This window comes from Nonomuraea sp. KM90 (assembly GCF_052246675.1).
Lineage (GTDB): Bacteria > Actinomycetota > Actinomycetes > Streptosporangiales > Streptosporangiaceae > Nonomuraea.
The window spans coordinates 65,000-82,699 of sequence record NZ_JBQQCB010000018.1; the positions used below are offsets into that span (position 1 = coordinate 65,000).

Below are 17,700 nucleotides of genomic sequence, written 5' to 3' on the forward strand. Positions count from 1 at the left end.
AGGTAACCCTCGCCTTCCTCCCCGCTTCCCATGCCGGGGACACCCGAGGAGGCGGGAACCGTCGGTGGGGCCGAATAGACTCACCGGCGTGGCTGGCCGGATCCGTGATGTCGACATCGCGCTCGTACGCGAGCGTTCACCCATCGCCGACGTGATCGGCGAGCACATCCAGTTGCGCAACGCCGGAGGCGGCAACCTCAAGGGGTTGTGCCCGTTCCACGACGAGAAGAGCCCGTCGTTCAACGTCACCCCCGAGCGCGGGATGTTCTTCTGCTTCGGCTGTTCCGAAGGCGGCGACGTGATCACGTTCGTCGAGAAGATCGAGCACCTGTCGTTCGGCGAGGCCGTCGAGCGGCTGGCGCAGCGGGCCGGGATCCAGCTCCAGTACGAGCAGGGCGGCTACGTCCCCAGGCGCGACCACGGCGAGCGGGCCAGGCTGATCGAGGCGCACCGGGTGGCGGCCGAGTTCTACGCCGACAAGCTGATGGCGCCCGACGCGGCGCCCGGGCGGCGGTTCCTGTCGGAGCGCGGGTTCGAGCGGGCCGACGCGGAGATGTTCGGGGTCGGCTACGCGCCCGCCGAGTGGGAGGCGCTCAGCCGCCATCTCCTGGGGCGCGGCTTCAGCGCCGACGAACTGGTGAAGGGCGGGCTGGTCAAGGAGGGGCGGCGGGGGCCGATCGACCGGTTCCGGGGGCGGCTGATCTGGCCTATCCGGGATGCTACGGGCGATGTGATCGGCTTTGGTGCACGGAAGTTGCTTGATTCCGATGATGGCCCGAAATATCTGAATACGCCTGACTCGCCGCTTTACAAGAAGAGCCAGGTGCTTTATGGCATTGATCTTGCGAAACGGGAGATCTCCAAGCGGGCGCAGGCGGTGATCGTCGAGGGATACACCGACGTGATGGCCTGCCATCTCGCCGGGGTGCCGACCGCCGTGGCCACCTGCGGCACCTCGTTCGGCGAGGAGCACATCAAGATCCTGCGGCGGTTCCTGCTCGACCAGGCCGAGTTCCGGGGGGAGGTCATCTTCACCTTCGACGGCGACGCGGCGGGGCAGAAGGCGGCGCTGCGGGCGTTCGCCGACGAGCAGAAGTTCGTCACGCAGACCTACGTGGCGGTGCAGAGCGACGGGCTCGACCCGTGCGATCTGCGCATCAAGCAGGGCGACGCGGCCGTGCGGGATCTGATCGCGAGCCGGGAGCCGCTGTTCCAGTTCGCGATCAGGAGCACGATCTCCCGCTACGACCTGCGCAGCAACGAAGGCAAGATCGCCGCCCTCGACGCCGCCGCGCCGATCGTGGCCGGGATCAAGGACGTGGGGCTGCGTAAGCGCTACGCCATCGACCTGGACCGGTGGCTGGGGTTCATGGACGAGCGGTTCGTCATGCAGCGCATCTCCGAGGTGTCCGGCGCCCAGCAGGGCCGCCGCCAGCGCGCCCCCCAGGCGGCGCCGCTCGACCCGAGCGTGCGCGTGGAGGGTGAGCTGCTCAAACTGGCCGTGCAGCGCCCGGCTCTGCTCGGGCCCCGCTTCGACGCGCTCGACCCGCAGGCCTTCACGGCTCCCGACCACGTCGCTCTGCACAAGGTGATCACCGCGGCCGGCGGCCTCACGGCGGCCGGGCACGGCGGGCGCGAGTGGGTGGACCGGCTGCTGGAGCACGCGCACGAGGAGGGGGCGCGGGGGCTGGTGACCCGGTTCGCGGTGGAGCCGATCCAGGCCGACGCCCACGCCGAGGAGCGCTATGCCGGGGCGATGCTGGCGGCCATCGAGGCCATCGCGGTGGATCGGGCCATCGCGCAGGTGAAGTCGCGGATCCAGCGGCTGAATCCGGTGGAGGAGCAGCAGGAGTACAACAAGCTGTTCGGGGAGCTGGTGGCGCTGGAGCAGCAGCGCCGGGTCCTGCGCGACCGCGCCGCCGGAAGCTGACCTCCCGCCGGGGCGAGGGCGGCGCCTGCCCCCGGCACATCGGCCCCGCGCCCGGTCACGGTGAGCGCGTGGGCCGCGACGTGGCGGAGCGCGGCACCCCGCCCGCGGGGTGCATCCCGCCGCCCGTTGGTAACAGTTCGGCGGCGATCGCAAGCGGCAAACCAGGGTGGTTGACCAGGAAATTTGGTGCGGTCCAACATGCGACAAAGCGGGAGGACAACGCCATCCGGGCAGCGAAAGAGTTGCGTCCGACCTGAGAGCGTCGCCGGGCGCGTGAATCCAGACCGCGTAATTGACTTTACTTTCCTGATCAAACTCGGGCTAAACCTTATAGCGATCTCAATTCGGTAAGGACGATCGTCTTACCTTCGGTGACAAAAATGGGTCTGCCATTTGATGGAACCAATACTGCAGACTGTCTCCCGTGGGTGCATCGGTGCTGCCAAGCGGGCCGCCATCGGTAGATCAGGTGGCGGACCTCGTCGCGAAGGGAAGGGAGCGCGGAAGCGTAACCGTCGATGACGTCGCAGCCGCGCTTGACCGATCAGAGTTGCCGTCCGACGCGCTGGAACGCGTCGTGCGGATGCTCGCCGAGAACGGCGTGGAGGTCCTCGAGCCCCAGGGCGACGAGGAGTCCACCCGCGCCGATGAGGAAGACGTAGGCAAGCGGGCGCCGACCAGCGATCTTGTCCGTATTTATCTGCGGGAGATCGGCCGTGTGCCACTGCTGACCGCCGAGGAGGAGGTGGAGCTCGCCAAGTCGATCGAAGCCGGCCTGTTCGCCGAGGACAAGCTGGCCAACGGGGTCTCGCGTCTGGCCTTCCCGGAGTTCAGGGAGCTCGTCTGGCAGGGCACCCGAGCCAAACAGCGGCTCATCGAAGCCAACCTCAGGCTCGTGGTGTCGATCGCCAAGCGGTACGTGGGCCGCGGAATGTTGTTCCTGGACCTGATCCAGGAGGGCAACCTCGGGCTCATCCGGGCGGTCGAGAAGTTCGACTACACGAAGGGCTACAAGTTCTCCACCTACGCCACCTGGTGGATCAGACAGGCGATCACCCGGGCGATCGCCGACCAGGCTCGTACGATCCGCATCCCGGTGCACATGGTGGAGACCATCAACAAGCTCGTCAGGGTGCAGCGCCAGCTCCACCAGGACCTCGGCCGCGAGCCGATCCCCGAGGAGATCGCCAAGGAGATGGATCTCCCTGTCGATCGCGTGGTGGAGATCCAGCGCATCGCCCAGGAGCCCGTGTCGCTGCAGTCGCCGATCGGCGAGGAGGACTCCGACCTCGGAGACTTCATCGAGGATGCCGACGCTGTCGTGCCCATGGAGGCCGCGGCCTTCATCATGCTGCAGGACCAGCTCGACGACATCCTCGCCACGCTGTCCGACCGCGAGCAGCGCATCATCCAGCTCCGCTTCGGCCTGGCCGACGGGCATCCGCGCACGCTGGAGGAGGTGGGCAGGGAGTTCGGCGTCACGCGGGAGCGCATCCGCCAGATCGAGTCGAAGACGCTGGCCAAGCTCCGCCACCCGACGCGCGCGCAGATGTTGCGGGACTACCTGGACTGACCCCGCGAAGCACGTGGACGCCGGCCCGGGTGGCACCTAGCCGCCCGGGCCGGCGTCGTTCTCAGGAGCAGCCCTCGAACTGCGGCACCGCGATCGTGGTGAACTTCAGCCCCGACCTGGTGAACCACTTGCGCAGCAGCTTCTCCGCCGTCCCGTCCTGGTACATGTCGGTGATCGCCCGGTTCACCGCCTCGCACCCGGGCACGTCGCCCCTGGCCATCCCGATCCCGCTGCGCTGCTCGTTGAACTGCGCGTTGGCCAGCCGCAGCCCCGAGCCGTCCTGCTCGGCCAGGCCGGCCAGGATGACGTCGTTGGTGGTGACCGCGTCCACCTGGCGGCCCTTCAGCGCCGCCAGGCACTGCTTGTAGTCGGGGAACGGCACGACCTGCGCCGCCACCCCCCGCTCCGCCACGACCCGCTGGGCCGCGTTCGAGCCCTTGACCTCGCAGATCCTGCGGCCCTCGAGGTCGCGCACGTTCGCGATCGTCTCGCCGGGCCGGGTCAGGATGTCCTGGTAGGAGATGTGGTACGGCCCGGCGAACAACACCCTCCGCTTGCGTTCCTGGTCGATCGTGAACGTGGCCACCACCAGGTCGGCCCGCCCGTTGCCGAGCACCTTCTCCCGGTCGGCGGCCAGCACGCCCAGGAACGTCGCCTCCTTGCCGAGCTTGTCCGCGACGTAGCGGGCCACGTCCACGTCGAAGCCCTCGAACGTGCCGTCGGACTTGCGGAACCCGACCGAGGGCAGGTCGGAGCGGACCCCGATGACGAGCCGGTCCTTGTCGAGGATCGACTCGTCCCCGCCCATCCCGCAGCCCGTGACCGCCATCGCGGCCAGGGCCAGCACCACCGCCAGCACCCGCTTCACCGGTACTCCTTGAGTCGTGGCCACACCCCGGCGATCACCAGCACCCCGATCGCGCCGATGGCGTAGGGGAGCAGCCGCCACAGGTTGTCCAGCGCGCCCTCGCCGGTCTCGATCGCCCGCCGGAACACGTTCTGGTGCGTGTCCGCCAGCGCCACCAGCGCCCGGTCGTAGGAGGCGAACGCCGTCGTGACCGTCTTGAGCCGCGCCTCGACCGCCTCGCCGGTCCGGCCGCTCGTGGCGAGCTCGCGGAAGGCGGTGTCGGCGTTCTGGAAGTCCCGGTACGCCTGGAACACCGCCTCTCCCTGCCTGCCGACGATCTCCGGCCCCAGCATGCCGAGGAAGTCCTTCGACCCCTTGGCCACCGCCTCGTGGTAGGTCCGCAGGTTGCCCGCGTCGTAGTAGATGACCGACATCGACTTGTCCAGGAACGTGTGCTCGTAGGTGTCGGCCCGCTCCTTGTCCAGCAGGTAGCGGCTCTGGTCGCCCTGCATGCTGTTGCTGATCGCCCGGGCCTTGGCCAGGGTCAGCACCGAGTCGAACCCGGCCGCCTTGGCCGTACGCAGGGCGTCCTCGTCCTGCGCGAGCACGGTCAGCCCGAAGAACAGCGCCACCGCGGTCGTCACCGTGGCGACCAGCAGCGCGGGCCCGAACACCCGGCGGAAGCGCCGCGCCAGGAAGACCTGCAGCCAGATCAGGCACCCCAGGGCGAGCAGCCCGGCCAGCAGCACCGCGACCCGGACGAGCGGTACGATCACCGCCTTCTCGTCGTAGGTGGCGCGCACGATCGTGCCGCTCTCCAGGGTCAGGTTGTACGCCTGCGGCAGCAGCACCAGCCGCATCAGGTCGGTGGCCTGCCGGTAGGTCCGCACCACCTCCTGCGGCGGCGGCCCGGGCGCATGCCCCGACCGCTCGTCCAGCAGCAGCGCCTGCCCGGCCAGCCGCTCGTACTCGCCGAGCCCGTCGAGCACGGACTGCACGGTCGTGCGCTCCGCCTGGTTGTCGCCCGACAGCTCGAACGCCTTCAGCAGCGCCCGGTTGGCCTCGCGCCGCTGCGCCGCGTACTGGGCGAGCGCGGCCCGGCGTTGCTCCGGGTAGGCCTGGCCCATCACGAGCACGTTGGCCACCTGCGCGTCCATGTCGCTCAGCGCGAGGTAGAGCCCGGCGGTGGCGACCACCTGCGGGCCGGCGTCGCGGCCGATGACCCGCAGCCCGTCGCGGGCGCTCGCGCTGCCCACGGCGAGCGCGGCGAAGAGCAGGGCCAGCGAGGCGACCGTGACGCCGGAGATGACGCGGATCCTGCCGGGCACGCTCCGGCGCACCGCCACGGGGGCGGGCCGGGTCTGCACCACGGTCACGGGGTGCCCTCCCTGATGGTGATGACGGTCCACGCGCCCAGGTGGATGCGGTCGCCGGGGCCGACCCGGACGGGCACGTTCACCTTGAGGGGCCGGCCGTTCACCTGGGTGCCGTTGGACGAGCCGGGGTCCACCACCAGCCACGAGCCGTCCGGCTGGGACAGCAGCACGGCGTGCAGGTGCGAGACGCCCGGGTCCTCCGGCGGCCCGGTCAGGTCGATCTCCGGCGCCAGGTTCCTGGCCCGGCTGCGCCGCCCGATGCGCACCTGCTCGCCGTGCAGCGCGAACGACCGCTCCGGGCAGTACGGCGGGAAGGCCACCGCGTCGGCGTCCGGCCCGCCCTCGGCGATGACCTTCTCGTAGTACGTACGGTCGGCCGCGGTGACCGCCTCCCACCGGGCGCCCGTCACGGGGATCTGGACGGGGGCGGCGCCGCTGTAGTCGTGGCCGCACACCTCGCAGAACTGCCCGGCGCGCGGCGTCTGGCAGATCGGGCAGCTCTCGGCGCCCGCCTGCGGCTGAGCGTGGGCCTGTGCCTGGGCCTGGGGCTGGGGCTGGGGCTGGGACGAGGGCTGGGGGTGGGGCTGGGGCGTCCCGGCCATCTGGGTGCCGCAGACATCGCAGTAGTCGTCGGCGCCCGACGGATGCCCCTGCGGGCAGGTCGCCATCAGCTTCCTTCCTTGCGCAACCGGCTCGTCCGCACGGAGCCGGTGTCGAGCTCGATCTCGTCGGCCTTGTCCACGTTCCGGCGCAGCCGGGCCGTGCCGGTGGCCGGATCCACCTCCACCACCTTCTCCAGCAACCGGGCGGTGTCCTCGCGCCCCGAGTCGGCGGCGATCTGCCGCGCCTTGGCCAGGCGGGCGGTCGCGGTGTCGACGTCGCCCATGGCCCGGGCGCTGAGCCCGTCCTGGATCAGCTCGTGCAGCTCGGCCTGGCCGGTGTAGTGGGCGACCTTCCCGTTGATGCGGGTGGACGCCGCCAGGTCGTCGGTCCACTGGGCCAGCACGTTGCCGCTGGCCACGACCTCCTGGGTGTCGGGGCGTACGAGCTTGACCCACCCGGCCCGGATCTCCTGCCCGACCTGCCCCGGCGGCACCTCCACGCAGACGTGGTATTCGCGCTCCTCCGCGCCCCAGGACCCGGTCGGGTAGTCGCCGGTCAGCGGGTTGACGTCGGTACGCTTGCCGGTCAGGTCGAGCAGTGTGGGGGAGACCTGCTTGACGAACTTCAGCGTCGCGGTCTGCGGCACCCACACCCGCAGCGACAGCTCGGCCACGGTCTTGCTCATCGACGTCTGCGTGAGCCGGCGGAAGAACTCCGGCAGATCCCCCTGGTTACGGACGAAGTCGAACGTGCCGAGCATCGCCTCGGCCACCTTCCGCAGCTCGGCCGGCACCCAGTCGTCGCCGACGCCCAGGCAGTCGGCCACGAACTTGCCGCTCCACCCCGACAGCACCGAGGCGAACACCTCGGGGCGCTCGTTGTTCTGGCCGTCGGTCATGAGCAGCGCGTGCCTGATCGCCGAGGGATGCGCGGTCAGCAGGTGGCCCGCCAGCTTGATCCACTCGCCCATGGCGGTGCCGCCGTGCGCGCTCAGCCGGCTGATGGCCCGCTCGGCCTCGGCCCTGGTGGCCGGGCTCGCCTTGACCAGGTTGGCATGGCCGCCGGGGTAGACGACCCTGGCCGACTCCGTGCCGGCGATCACCGCGAAGTGGACGCCGTCGCGCAGGGTCTGCACGGCGGTCGCGGCCGCCTGCCTGGCCTCGCGGATCTTGCTGCCGCTCATCGAGCCCGACGTGTCAATGATGATCACCTCGGCCGCCTCCGCGGGGGCCGCCTGGACGGTCGCGCCGCCGGTCGAGCCGACGGTGAGGATCGCGTGCACCTCGCGGCCGTCAAGGGGGAGGTACTTGTTCTGGTCGATGTTCAGCGTGAAAGCGGGCTGGTCACCCATGCGACTCTCCTAGGGGGATCAAAGCAATCGTCACGTTGTCCTGGCCGCCGGAGTCCAGCGCGTGGCGCAGCATCTCGCGGGCCATCTCGATGGGGGTGCCGGAGGCGGGGAAGGCGTAGCCGTCCAGATAGCGCCACAGGCCGTCGCTGCAGACGAGCAGCAGCCCGGCGCCCTGCGGGTCGAGGGTGCGCACGTGCAGGCCGACGTCGCCGGCGTCGGCGCCCAGCCAGGCGGTGATCTCGCCGGTCTCCACCACGTCGTCCTCGGTCAGCAGGGTGCCGCCGGGCAGCAGGTACGCACGCGTGTCGCCGGCCCAGCCGAGCGTGACCCGGCCGTCCCGGCCGACCACGGCGGAGACGTACGTGCAGGCCGGGGCGTCGTCCACCGAGGTCGCCAGCTTGGCCACGGCCCGGCCCGCCAGCTCGAACGCCTCCTGTTGCGGCACCCCCCTGGCCAGTGCCGCGACCGCGGTCTCGACGGCCACCGCGGACGCCTCGTCGGCCCTGGGCGAGCTGCCCACGCCGTCGCACACCACGGTCACGACCGAGCCGTCCGCCTCGACCAACGCCATCGCGTCCTCGTTGCGGCTGCGCCGCAGGCCCTTGTCGGTCACCGCCGCCGCGCCGCCGGGCAGCACCGTCTCGGCATGGTCCCGGCCGGTGGGCTGGCGGGCGCCGCACCGCTCGCAGTAGCCCTCCGCGTCGACGGCCGCCGCGCCGCAGGAGGCGCACGCCGGGGCGCCCAGGGTGTGGCCGCACGCCTCGCAGTAGACGTCGCCCGCCAGCACGGGCGCCTCGCACACGGGGCAGGCCGCCCGGGGGGTGAGGTCCTGGCCGTCCATCACAACCACGTCCTCGGTCGTACGGCGTTCGCCTGGTCGATGAGCGCGTGGCGCTCCTGGCGTGAATGCGCGCCGGAGGCCAGCTTCCGGTAGATGCCCTCCAGCCGCCGGCGCAGGGCCGGCTCGGTGAACGGCACCCCGGCCACCGTCAGGTTCGCCCGCACCGGGCTCCCGCCGATGTGCGTCACCGCCGACTCCAGCAACTCGGCGATGAGCAGGTCGCGGCGGCGCGCGTCGAGGTCGCCCTGGCCGGTCACGCGGTCGACCGCGCGGATCAGGTCGTCGGGGGTCGCCGTGGCCGGGTCGGGCCGCCGCGCCACCGAGGCCGCCAGCGCCACCTGCGCCGCCACCCGGTAGACCGACGAGGCGGGCACCTCGTCCAGCACACTCATCCGGCCCAGCCTGGCCAGCCCGAACGCCGCGCTGACGTAGGAGCGGTCGGTGCGCCAGACGAGCTCGTACCAGGAGGTCGCCGGCTTGCCCGCGCATTCCAGCGCGAACGCCAGCGCCAGCTTGGGCGCAGCCTCGCCGGGCACCTGCGACAGGCAGGCGTCGAACATCGACACCGCCTGGTCGGCCTGCCCGGTGGCCAGCGCGTGCACCCCGCGGTACCAGGTGACCCGCCAGTCGCCCGGCAGCACCCCGTCCAGCTCGTTCAGCGCGGCCGGCGTCTCCGCCGCGCCCGCCTCGGCCAGCAGCCTGACCCGCATCAGCTTCGTCTCGGGAGTCTGCGGCAGCGCGGCGAGCTGGTCGATCAGCCCCCTGCCGTCGCGGCCGAGCAGCCCGGCCAGCGAGCCGGCGGCCGGGTCGGCCGGATCCACCAGCGGCACCGGCAGCGCGGCCGCCACCGCCACCGGGTCGAGCGGCCCGAACACCTGGCCGCCGTCCTCCGACAGCGCGGTCCCGACCGCCCCGCGCTCCGGTCCGAACAGCGTCGAGAGCGCCGGGTACGGCACCCCGTCCTCCAGCGCGCTGACCTCGCGCAGCACGCCGATGAGCTGCTCCTCCATCTCCCACGCGCTCTGGAACCTGTCGGCCGGGTTCGCCGCGGTCGCCTTGCGCAGCAGCCGGGTGAACGACGGGTGCCCGCAGTCCACCGGCAGCGGGTTGGCCTTCCCGCCCGACGCCGGGCTGAACCCTGAGGTCGCCAGCACCGCCAGCGTCCTGGCCACGGTGTAGAGGTCGGAGGCCACCGACGACGGCTGGCTGCTCAGCTCGGGCGCGTGGTAGCCGGTCGTGACCCACGACGAGCCCACCGGCGAGCCGAAAGGCTGTACGGCCCCCAGGTCGATGAGCTTGAGCCGCCTGCCGACCCTGATCACGTTCGCCGGCTTGAGGTCGCAGTAGACCAGGCCGTTCTCGTGCAGGTAGCCGAACGCCTGGAGGATCTCCCGGCCGTACAGCAGGACCTCGCGCAGCGGCAGCGGGCCCTGACGGCGCAGCTCGTGCAGCGACTGGCCGCCGACGTACTCCATGACGATGTAGCCGAGCCCGGCCGAGCGCTGGAAGTTGAAGATCTTGACGATGTTGGGGTGGTCGACCGTGGTCAGGAACTTCCGCTCGGCCTCCGCCGCCGCCAGCGCCTCGGCGTCCATGGTGTTGAGCAGGCCCTTGAGCACCACCCACCGGCCGTCGAGGTTCTCGTCGGAGGCCAGGTAGATCCAGCCGAGACCGCCGTGCGCCAGGCAGCCCAGCACCCGGTACTGGCCCGCCACCAGGTCGTCCTTGCCGAGCTTGGGGGTGAAGGAGAACTGGGTACGGCAGTGCGGGCAGAACCCGTCCGTCAGCCCCGGCCGCCCTTCGCGGGAGCGCCCCACCGGCTGCCCGCACGCCGGGTTGGCGCAGTACCTCTTCTCCTCGGGCACCTCGGGGTTGGCCATCACGGCGGTGGACGGGTCGCGGTAGGGCACCGACGGCAGGTCGGCGATGGTGGCCAGCACACCAGCCCGCGACCTGCCGCTGCTCACCGGGGAGCTCATCGACCTGCCCGCCGGTTGGGTCCGGAAGGGCTCCGAGGACGGGCCGGACGCCTGGGTGGACGTCTGGGCGGGGACCTGGGCGGGCACGGGTGGTGAGACCTCGGCGTGGCCGCAGAGGTCGCAGTAGCCGTCCTCGATCGTCCCGGTGCAGCCCGGCTGCGCGCAGCGGGTCATCGCTTACCTCCGTGGATCGCGCGCTGGTAGTTCTCGACGGCCGCGGCCGCCGTCGTCAGATCGCAGGGCGCGCTCCACAACAGCACGCGCGCCCGTTCGTACAGCTCCGATGTGGCCGGGTCCTCGGCCAGGCCCTTGCGCACCGCCATCACCTGGCAGGCGCCGAGCCGCCCGCGCAGCTCGTCACGGCGGCCGACCAGCCCGTACAGCGCCTTGGCGGTGGCCTGGGCCTGCTCGGCCGCCTGGCGGGCCTCGCCCTCCAGCGCCGACAGCCGCTTGGCCCGCAGCACCCAGGCGTCGGCCGAGGCGTCGAGCGCGTCCAGCCCGGCGGCCAGCGCGTCGACCCGGCTGCGCGGCTGGGCCTGGGGCGGCAGGGCGATCTTGACCACGACCGCGCCGTGGGCCAGCCTGGCCTCGCTCTCGGCCGCGCGCACCCGGTCCAGCGCGGCCACCAGGTCCTCGCGGCGCCTGGCGTACTCGCCCTTGACCACCACCGCCAGCTCGGCCTCCGCGCGGGCGCCGGCCAGCAGGCGGGCCAGCCGGTCGAGGTCCTGCTCGACGGCCGCGCCGAGCGGGTCCTCGACCACCGTCGCGCGCAGCCGCTTCAGCTCCGCCTCCTGGCCGCCCAGGTCGGCGGCCTCGCCCAGCTCGCGCTCCAGCTCACGGATCCGGCGCAGGTCGGCGTCGGTGCCGTCGAGGCGGGGCAGCACGGCGTTCCACACGGCGTCGATGTCGTTGAGCGTCGCCGTGACCTCGCGGAAGGCGGCGTCCATCCGGGCCACGGTCTCGTCGAGCGTCAGCCGCTGGTCGGCCTGGGGGAGCAGCGAGCGCTGCTCGACCGGCTTGGCGGCCGCCCGCACCACCACGGACGTGCCCACCAGCAGCTCGGTGAGCCGGGCGAGCTGGTCGGCGCCCATCCGGGTGCGGGCCGCCCTGACCTGCTCGGCGTCGCGCAGCACCGCGCGGTAGGCGTCGTACAGCGACCACAGCCCGGCCAGGGACTCCTGCGCCGCGGCCCAGCGCCGTTCGGTCGCCCCGCGTAAGGAGGCTCCCTTCAACAACTGGTAGGTCGTGTGGGATTCGAGATCGAGCAGGTCGCCGGAGATGCGATCGCGTTCGTCGGCTCGAGCGCGCAGCGCATGCTCCGCGCCTTCCCTGCTCATTGGTGGTCCCAGGCTCATCACGCTCCCCGTGAAGAGGCCCCCCGATGCCCCCGTTATACCGCCTCAACGGCGGGTCTGAGGGCTTTAGTTCCTTTGGCTCGGGGGTTCCCCTGACTTGTCCCTGATTCAACCCCGCCTCGCCTGCAAACGGCTTAACGATCTCTTAGCGTTGCAGGCATGGGACGCATACTTCTGATCATCGCGGCCGTCGTCGCCGCGCTCGTACTCCTCGGCCCCCTCGTGGGCTTCGCCCTCACGCTGCTCAAGTGGGGTCTCATCATCGGCGCCGTGGCGCTGGGCGGCATGCTCCTGTCGAAGTGGGCCAAGAGGACATAGCTTCCTGAGGCATCCCCAGTCATAGTTGGGTGATGGAGGCGCGGCCGGCGGTTGACGATGCCGCGCTCGGGCGTGAGGCGCTGGCCGTGCTCGAGGCGAACTGGACAGGCACTGGCACCGTGCCCGCACCAGGTCTCTATCCGCACCAATGGAGCTGGGACTCCGCGTTCGTCGTCATCGGCCTGGCCAGGCACCGGCCGGACCGGGCCCGCGACGAGCTGCTCAGCCTGCTGCGCGGGCAGTGGGCGACCGGGATGGTGCCGCACATCGTCTTCCACACGCGCGAGGCGTACTTCCCGGGGCCCTCCGTGTGGCGATCGCAGGAGCACGCCGCCGCGCCGCACGTGCTCACATCCGGGCTCACCGCGCCGCCGCTGCACGCGCTGGCGCTGTGGTGGCTCTACCGGCACACCGGCGACGCCGCGTTCGTCAGGGAGGCGTACCCGGCGCTGGCCGCCCAGCACGCCTACCTCGCTTCGGCCCGCGACCTGGGCGGCGCCGGGCTGGCCGCGATCGTGCATCCCTGGGAGTCGGGCATGGACGACAGCCCGGCCTGGGACGAGCCGCTGAACGCGCTGCCGGTCATCCGGTACGGCTACCGCAACGTCGAGATGGAGGAGCGCCACCCCGACAGCGACCACGACCGCTACGTCTGGCTGGCCATGCGCTACCGCGACGCCGGCTACAGCCCCGAATACCTGCGCGACGAGCACCCGTTCGCCATCGAGGACCCCATGTTCAACGGGATCTGGCTGGCCTCCTGCCTGGCCCTGGCGGAGCTGGCGCCGCTGGCCGGCGCCGATCCCGTGCCCATCGCCGAGCACGCCGAGCGCATCCGGCAGGCCCTCCTCGACCGCCTGTGGGACGGCTGCTTCTACGCCAGGGACCTGCGCGCGGGGCGGCTCATCCGGGTGTGCACCGTCGGCGCGTTCGGGCCGCTGCTGGACCCGGGGCTGCCCACCGACCGCCTGCACGCCGCCGTGGAGGTGCTGGAGTCGGCCAGGTTCATGGGGGCCACCGGCTATCCCGTGCCGAGCTGCGAGATCCGCGCCGCCCAGTTCGACCGTACGCGCTACTGGCGCGGCCCCTCCTGGGTGAACACCAACTGGCTGCTGCGCAGGGCCGCCGCCGTGCACTCGCTCGACCAGCTCGGCCAGCAGCTCACCAACGGCACCCTGCGGCTGGTCCGGCAGGCCGGTTTCCGCGAGTGCTTCGACCCCTTCGACGGCAGCGGGCGCGGCTGCCGGGACTTCTCGTGGAGCGCGGCGCTCACCCTCGACCTGCTCGCCGATACGGTGGTGGAATGAGCCTTTTCCACCGCCTGCCCCCCGACGTGCGCAAGTCCCTGACCATCGAGCAGGGGGAGCGGGTGCTGACCTTCGCCGCGGCGAATGACGGTTTCGTGGTGGCCACGAACCTCGCGCTCCACCTGTCGGACGGGACGCGGGTGCCGTACGAGCACATCGACAAGGCGTCGTGGGACGAGGAGGGGGTGCGCGTGCTGACCATGGACGGCGTCCGGCACTTCGAGCGGATCTCCGAGCCGCGCATGTTGCCCGAGACCGTGCGGGAGCGCGTCAACTCCACGATCGTGGTGAACAAGCACGTCAGCCTGCCCGGAAGGGGCGGGGTGCGGCTGGTGGCCCGGCGCCGGCCGGGCGGCGAGATGCTCGGGTGGACGTTCGTCTTCGACGACGGGCTCGACCCCGAGGACCCCGGCCTGCGCGCGCAGGCCGAGCAGGCCCTGGAGGGCGTGCGGCGCAGCATGGGCGTGTGACTCTTCCGGCCTGCGCACGTGACTTGGGCACGTGACTTCGGCCTCCGCACGCCCATGCCCCGTCGTCAGTAGGGGATGCCGCTCTCGCGGGCCTTCTGGTCCACGGCGTCCTCGTCGGGCCAGCCGGTGCCGGTCTCGGGCTGGTGCCCGTCGGAGTGGAGGAACGGGATCCGCTGCTGCAGCGTGTCCCCCATCTTCGTCCTGGCCATCCCGGCGAACTTCGACGCCTGCGCCCCGACCACCCCGGCCACTTCCTGCACCCGGGGGTTGTCGGCGACGCGCTGGGCCGTCCGCTTGATCTGTTCATACCGTTCGCGGCCGGCCCGGCTGCCCAGCACGTAGCCGATGGCCAGACCAACAGCGAATGTCATCCGATAACGCATTTTGCACCTCCGCTGTCTCCGGGCCTACCCCGCTCGCGATGCGACACGCACTCCCGGAGTGCGCTAATCTATTCCTGCGCACAGCGAAGGGGCCCGACGGCCCCGGCGAAGTGGGCAAACAACTCAATCCCGCGTAGCTCAACGGCAGAGCAGCCGGCTGTTAACCGGCAGGTTATAGGTTCGAGTCCTATCGCGGGAGCTTCGGCAGAGCTGAAGACGACAGAGCTCAGGCCCCCTTCCTAAATCAAGGACAGGGGGCCTGAGTCGTTTCCGGGGGTCGAACGGGGCTCCTGCCCGGCCTGGTCGGTGTTGAGGTCGGTATGAGAGCCGATACCGCGGAGAGCCCGATGGCCGCCGGCGAACTCAGCTCCGCAGACTTGGTGATCGCGCGCAGAACCCGCATGTCCCACCGGCCACCAGCCTTGAGCGTTTCTGGCGGGTCGGTGCCGCTTGCGCTCCGCGACCGTGAGGGCCGGCAGGGCGAGCGCCCGAGGCGACTCCTGGTGCCGGTGTCTCCGCCGATCCGATCGCACCCGGGGCTGAGATGGACGGGGGTTTCCCTTCGGGTCCACGGCTCCCCGGAGAAGCTTGCGCGGCAGGCGGGGTCCCGGCCGATGGGAACATACCGCTGCTATACCCGCCTTCTCTAACGTCCTTTGCCAGACGGCGGGTCGAGCGGCTTCCTGGACAGGGAGAGCGGTGGGACCAGACCCGTGGCCGTCCGAAGAACAACAGCACCTATCTCTGCACCACAGGAACTGGAGACTTCCCATGCGTCCAATGCGTTTTCTGAGCGTGGCCCTCGTGGGCGCCGCCCTGGCGACCGGGTTCGCCGCCCCGGCCCAGGCTGCCGGTATCGCCCAGGCAACCGGCTCCACCCAGGCTGCCGGTGTCCCGTCCTGCGTCGACACCTACGTGTACAGGGAGTACACGGGCAAGCGGAACAGCCTCAACGAGGTGATGGTCAAGACCACCGCCAGGGTTACCAACAACTGCAAGGATTCCGTGAGCGTCAAGGTGGCGTGGTCGTGGGCCCGTGACTCGAACTGCCGCCGGATCACTTCGGGACGAAAGGTCTACGAGTCCATCGTGGCGACCCAGGACCGGAAGCCGTACCAGAAGACCAAGAGCTGCTGAGCGCTGAACCGGCGTAGCCTGCGCTACCGCCAGATTCGTCCGAGTGGAGCACCGTTCAGGCCCCATTCCCTGCTCAAGGGGTGGGGCCTGAGGCGTTCCGGGAGCCACTGCCCGGCCTGGTCGGCGTTCCCGAGGCCCGGGTCCATGGCCGGCCGGTGGACGGTGTGCTCGGGCCGTGATCGGTGAAGAGGCCGGATGGGAGCCGTTCCAACCTGAAGATCTCTTCGGCTGTCTTAAGGCTCGGTTCAGGCGCGGCGCGGCACTCTCGGGAGCGTCGAAATCGTCTCGGGGAGGAGATCCCAATGGTGAAGCGACGCCTCGCGATCGTCGCCACGGCGGTCGTGCTCGGGCTGGGCGGTATGGCCGGGTCAGCGCTGGCGGACGACGGGCCGGTCAGGGTGCACGGCGGGCACGGCGAGAAGGTCAAGGTTCACAAGCCGGACAAGCCGGTGCTGTACAGCGGCAGGCTCACGTGCTGGACGAGTGACGGCGAGGCCGTGAGGTTCTCCAAGGCCAAGGTCGCCGAGCTCGTCGACGAACGGTTCATCGAGCCCGAGCTCGCCGAGACCGTCGTCGAGGACGGCGTCATGGTCGTGCCCGCCGACCGGCTGGCGATCAGCGTTCCGGCCGGAGAGCTGCCGGCGAAGGTGCGGGGCAAGGTGGCGGGCAAGCGCTGGCACCACAAGCGCGTCATCCACCTCACCTGCGTGTGGGACGACGTCGTCAAGAGGTGACCTTTCCGGGGCGGGCGTCTCCGGGAATCTCGGGGGCGTCCGCCATTTCACGCTATGTAATGTGATGATCACACGTTTTTCGATTCGCGGGACAAGACAGGCCGGGGCACGGAAAATGGGAGCTCCGGTCGCTCGCGTGGCCGGAGCCGCGGGAAGTCGTGACGGTGGCGAGGAGAGGGCGCCACCACCAGGACGTGTCGCCGACCCGGAATCGGCGGGACGATCCGTGACGGAGAAGTGCTGGTTGCCGCGTGCCTACCTGGATCAGGTCCCTTCGTCCCTTCGACGCGCTCGCCGCCCAGGCGGTGATCGAGCGCACCACCGACCTCCGCGAGGCGGAGCGCTTCATCAAACTCTTCCACGCCGAGAACCCTTCCGCCGGAGGCCTGTACGCCCGCCTGCGCGACATCGCCAGGGACGTGGCCCGTTACGGGACCTACACGCACACGTACGAGGAGCTGGAGTTCGGGGCCAGGGTGGCCTGGCGCAACAGCAACCGGTGCATCGGGCGGTTGTACTGGCGCTCGCTGAAGGTGCGCGACCGCCGGGAGGTGGGCTCGGCCGAGGGGGTGGCCCTCGAATGCGTGGCCCACCTGCGCGAGGCCACGGGCAGCGGCAAGATCAGGCCCGTCATCACCGTCCTGCCCCCCGACACCCCCGCCCTGCGCGGCCCCTGGATCATGAACGACCAGCTCATCCGCTACGCCGGGTACCGCACCCCCGACGGCGTCGTGGGCGATCCGCGCAACGTGGCGCTCACGGAGACCGCCTCCGCCCTGGGGTGGCGCGGCCGGGGCGGCCGGTTCGACGTGCTGCCGCTCGTCATCCAGCCGCCGCTCGGCGACCCGCTCCTGTGCAACCTGCCTGGAGACGCCGTGCTGGAGGTGCCGCTGGTGCACCCCGACTATTCGTGGTTCGCGGAGCTGGGGCTGCGCTGGCACGCCGTACCGGCCATCTCGGACATGTGCCTGGAGATCGGCGGCATCTGCTATCCCTGCGCGCCCTTCAACGGCTGGTACATGGGCACCGAGATCGGCGCCCGCAACCTGGCCGACGAGGATCGGTACGACCAGCTCAAGGTGGTGGCGGAGCGGCTCGGGCTGAACACCTCCACCGAGCGGTCCCTGTGGCGGGACCACGCGCTGGTGGAGCTGAACGTGGCGGTGCTGCACTCGTTCGAGCTGGCGGGGGTGACGATGACCGATCACCACACGGAGTCGCGTCGCTTTCTGACGCACCTGGAGCGGGAGGAGAGGGCGGGGCGGGTCTGCCCGGCCGACTGGTCGTGGATCGTGCCGCCGCTGTCGGGCGGCGCCACGCCTGTCTTCCACCGCTACTACGACACCCGCGTCCTCACCCCCGCCTTCGTCCACCACCGCTGACCGTCCCCGTCCCGTCCCGTTCCGTCCCGTCCCGGGGAAGCCGCTCCTGCTTTGGTGGGGCCCGTTGAGGCGGCCGGCGGCCGTGCGGGCAGGGATGATCAGGTGCGTGGGTAG

The 17,700-nt window shown here is 71.1% G+C and carries 16 protein-coding genes and 1 tRNA gene; 9 read left to right on the forward strand and 8 right to left on the reverse strand.

Annotated elements, in window-relative coordinates; all coding sequences use genetic code 11:
• Positions 1 to 88 precede the first annotated feature (88 nt).
• Both dnaG and rpoD read left to right on the forward strand, forming a co-directional pair.
• The gene (dnaG, locus tag ACTWPW_RS21020) at positions 89 to 1,930 is read left to right on the forward strand and encodes a DNA primase (protein ID WP_375111840.1); all 1,842 of its coding nucleotides are present in this window, start codon (positions 89 to 91) and stop codon (positions 1,928 to 1,930) included.
• Between the two features lie 469 nt (positions 1,931 to 2,399).
• Positions 2,400 to 3,503, forward strand: a complete 1,104-nt coding sequence (gene rpoD / locus ACTWPW_RS21025; RefSeq protein WP_241563834.1) for an RNA polymerase sigma factor RpoD — start codon at positions 2,400 to 2,402, stop codon at positions 3,501 to 3,503.
• A 61-nt stretch (positions 3,504 to 3,564) separates the two neighbouring features.
• Here the strand turns inward: rpoD and ACTWPW_RS21030 are convergent, their stop codons facing one another.
• Genes ACTWPW_RS21030 through ACTWPW_RS21060 form a run of 7 tightly spaced genes read right to left on the reverse strand, consistent with a single transcriptional unit; the run spans position 3,565 to position 11,837 of the window.
• Positions 3,565 to 4,371 carry a transporter substrate-binding domain-containing protein gene (locus ACTWPW_RS21030; protein ID WP_375111839.1) on the reverse strand — a complete coding sequence of 269 codons (807 nt, stop codon included), beginning with the start codon at positions 4,369 to 4,371 and terminating at the stop codon, positions 3,565 to 3,567.
• The gene (locus ACTWPW_RS21035) at positions 4,368 to 5,726 is read right to left on the reverse strand and encodes a hypothetical protein (RefSeq protein WP_375111838.1); all 1,359 of its coding nucleotides are present in this window, start codon (positions 5,724 to 5,726) and stop codon (positions 4,368 to 4,370) included. The genes ACTWPW_RS21030 and ACTWPW_RS21035 overlap by 4 nt, the downstream gene beginning before the upstream one ends.
• Entirely contained in the window at positions 5,723 to 6,394 is a 672-nt protein-coding gene (locus ACTWPW_RS21040) for an FHA domain-containing protein (RefSeq protein WP_375111837.1), read from the reverse strand. The genes ACTWPW_RS21035 and ACTWPW_RS21040 overlap by 4 nt, the downstream gene beginning before the upstream one ends.
• Positions 6,394 to 7,680 (reverse strand): vWA domain-containing protein, encoded by a 1,287-nt coding sequence (locus ACTWPW_RS21045; protein WP_443169665.1) that lies wholly within the window; start codon positions 7,678 to 7,680, stop codon positions 6,394 to 6,396. The genes ACTWPW_RS21040 and ACTWPW_RS21045 overlap by 1 nt, the downstream gene beginning before the upstream one ends.
• Complete coding sequence (locus ACTWPW_RS21050; protein ID WP_443169713.1) at positions 7,673 to 8,521, reverse strand: PP2C family serine/threonine-protein phosphatase; 849 nt, start codon at positions 8,519 to 8,521, stop codon at positions 7,673 to 7,675. Before ACTWPW_RS21050 ends, ACTWPW_RS21045 begins: the two co-directional genes overlap by 8 nt.
• Positions 8,521 to 10,674: a tetratricopeptide repeat protein gene (locus ACTWPW_RS21055; RefSeq protein WP_443169666.1), complete on the reverse strand. Its 2,154-nt coding sequence runs from the start codon at positions 10,672 to 10,674 to the stop codon at positions 8,521 to 8,523. Before ACTWPW_RS21055 ends, ACTWPW_RS21050 begins: the two co-directional genes overlap by 1 nt.
• A complete protein-coding gene (locus ACTWPW_RS21060; RefSeq protein WP_443169667.1) occupies positions 10,671 to 11,837 on the reverse strand; it encodes a hypothetical protein in 1,167 nt (388 codons plus the stop codon). The genes ACTWPW_RS21055 and ACTWPW_RS21060 overlap by 4 nt, the downstream gene beginning before the upstream one ends.
• A gap of 177 nt (positions 11,838 to 12,014) precedes the next feature.
• Here ACTWPW_RS21060 and ACTWPW_RS21065 point away from each other — a divergent pair, with 177 nt between their 5' ends.
• The 3 genes from ACTWPW_RS21065 to ACTWPW_RS21075 are packed head-to-tail and all read left to right on the forward strand — an operon-like array spanning position 12,015 to position 13,950.
• Entirely contained in the window at positions 12,015 to 12,173 is a 159-nt protein-coding gene (locus tag ACTWPW_RS21065; RefSeq protein WP_375111833.1) for a hypothetical protein, read from the forward strand.
• 32 nt (positions 12,174 to 12,205) lie between these two features.
• Complete coding sequence (locus ACTWPW_RS21070; RefSeq protein WP_375111832.1) at positions 12,206 to 13,480, forward strand: amylo-alpha-1,6-glucosidase; 1,275 nt, start codon at positions 12,206 to 12,208, stop codon at positions 13,478 to 13,480.
• The gene (locus ACTWPW_RS21075; RefSeq protein WP_443169668.1) at positions 13,477 to 13,950 is read left to right on the forward strand and encodes a hypothetical protein; all 474 of its coding nucleotides are present in this window, start codon (positions 13,477 to 13,479) and stop codon (positions 13,948 to 13,950) included. The genes ACTWPW_RS21070 and ACTWPW_RS21075 overlap by 4 nt, the downstream gene beginning before the upstream one ends.
• Before the next feature lie 65 nt (positions 13,951 to 14,015).
• On the opposite strand, the gene ACTWPW_RS21080 is transcribed toward ACTWPW_RS21075, so the two are convergent.
• Positions 14,016 to 14,333 (reverse strand): YtxH domain-containing protein, encoded by a 318-nt coding sequence (locus tag ACTWPW_RS21080; RefSeq protein ID WP_364134243.1) that lies wholly within the window; start codon positions 14,331 to 14,333, stop codon positions 14,016 to 14,018.
• Between the two features lie 127 nt (positions 14,334 to 14,460).
• On the opposite strand from ACTWPW_RS21080, the gene ACTWPW_RS21085 reads away from it, so the two are divergent.
• The 4 genes from ACTWPW_RS21085 (at position 14,461) to ACTWPW_RS21100 (ending at position 17,586) form a co-directional block, all read left to right on the forward strand.
• Positions 14,461 to 14,532: transfer RNA gene (locus ACTWPW_RS21085), tRNA-Asn, on the forward strand.
• Between the two features lie 581 nt (positions 14,533 to 15,113).
• Complete coding sequence (locus ACTWPW_RS21090; protein ID WP_443169669.1) at positions 15,114 to 15,470, forward strand: hypothetical protein; 357 nt, start codon at positions 15,114 to 15,116, stop codon at positions 15,468 to 15,470.
• 302 nt (positions 15,471 to 15,772) lie between these two features.
• Complete coding sequence (locus tag ACTWPW_RS21095) at positions 15,773 to 16,204, forward strand: hypothetical protein (protein WP_443169670.1); 432 nt, start codon at positions 15,773 to 15,775, stop codon at positions 16,202 to 16,204.
• 251 nt (positions 16,205 to 16,455) lie between these two features.
• Positions 16,456 to 17,586, forward strand: a complete 1,131-nt coding sequence (locus ACTWPW_RS21100) for a nitric oxide synthase oxygenase (protein ID WP_443169671.1) — start codon at positions 16,456 to 16,458, stop codon at positions 17,584 to 17,586.
• Positions 17,587 to 17,700: the final 114 nt, after the last annotated feature.

Excerpts from the sequence above, each read along its gene's own strand:
- ACTWPW_RS21050 (WP_443169713.1), bottom strand. The coding sequence starts at position 8,521 with ATGGACGGCCAGGACCTCACCCCCCGGGCGGCCTGCCCCGTGTGCGAG.
- ACTWPW_RS21080 (WP_364134243.1), bottom strand. The coding sequence starts at position 14,333 with ATGCGTTATCGGATGACATTCGCTGTTGGTCTGGCCATCGGCTACGTG.
- ACTWPW_RS21075 (WP_443169668.1), top strand. The coding sequence starts at position 13,477 with ATGAGCCTTTTCCACCGCCTGCCCCCCGACGTGCGCAAGTCCCTGACC.
- ACTWPW_RS21055 (WP_443169666.1), bottom strand. The coding sequence starts at position 10,674 with ATGACCCGCTGCGCGCAGCCGGGCTGCACCGGGACGATCGAGGACGGC.
- ACTWPW_RS21040 (WP_375111837.1), bottom strand. The coding sequence starts at position 6,394 with ATGGCGACCTGCCCGCAGGGGCATCCGTCGGGCGCCGACGACTACTGC.
- ACTWPW_RS21065 (WP_375111833.1), top strand. The coding sequence starts at position 12,015 with ATGGGACGCATACTTCTGATCATCGCGGCCGTCGTCGCCGCGCTCGTA.
- ACTWPW_RS21095 (WP_443169670.1), top strand. The coding sequence starts at position 15,773 with ATGGTGAAGCGACGCCTCGCGATCGTCGCCACGGCGGTCGTGCTCGGG.
- ACTWPW_RS21060 (WP_443169667.1), bottom strand. The coding sequence starts at position 11,837 with ATGAGCAGGGAAGGCGCGGAGCATGCGCTGCGCGCTCGAGCCGACGAA.
- ACTWPW_RS21070 (WP_375111832.1), top strand. The coding sequence starts at position 12,206 with ATGGAGGCGCGGCCGGCGGTTGACGATGCCGCGCTCGGGCGTGAGGCG.
- ACTWPW_RS21090 (WP_443169669.1), top strand. The coding sequence starts at position 15,114 with ATGCGTTTTCTGAGCGTGGCCCTCGTGGGCGCCGCCCTGGCGACCGGG.
- ACTWPW_RS21045 (WP_443169665.1), bottom strand. The coding sequence starts at position 7,680 with ATGGGTGACCAGCCCGCTTTCACGCTGAACATCGACCAGAACAAGTAC.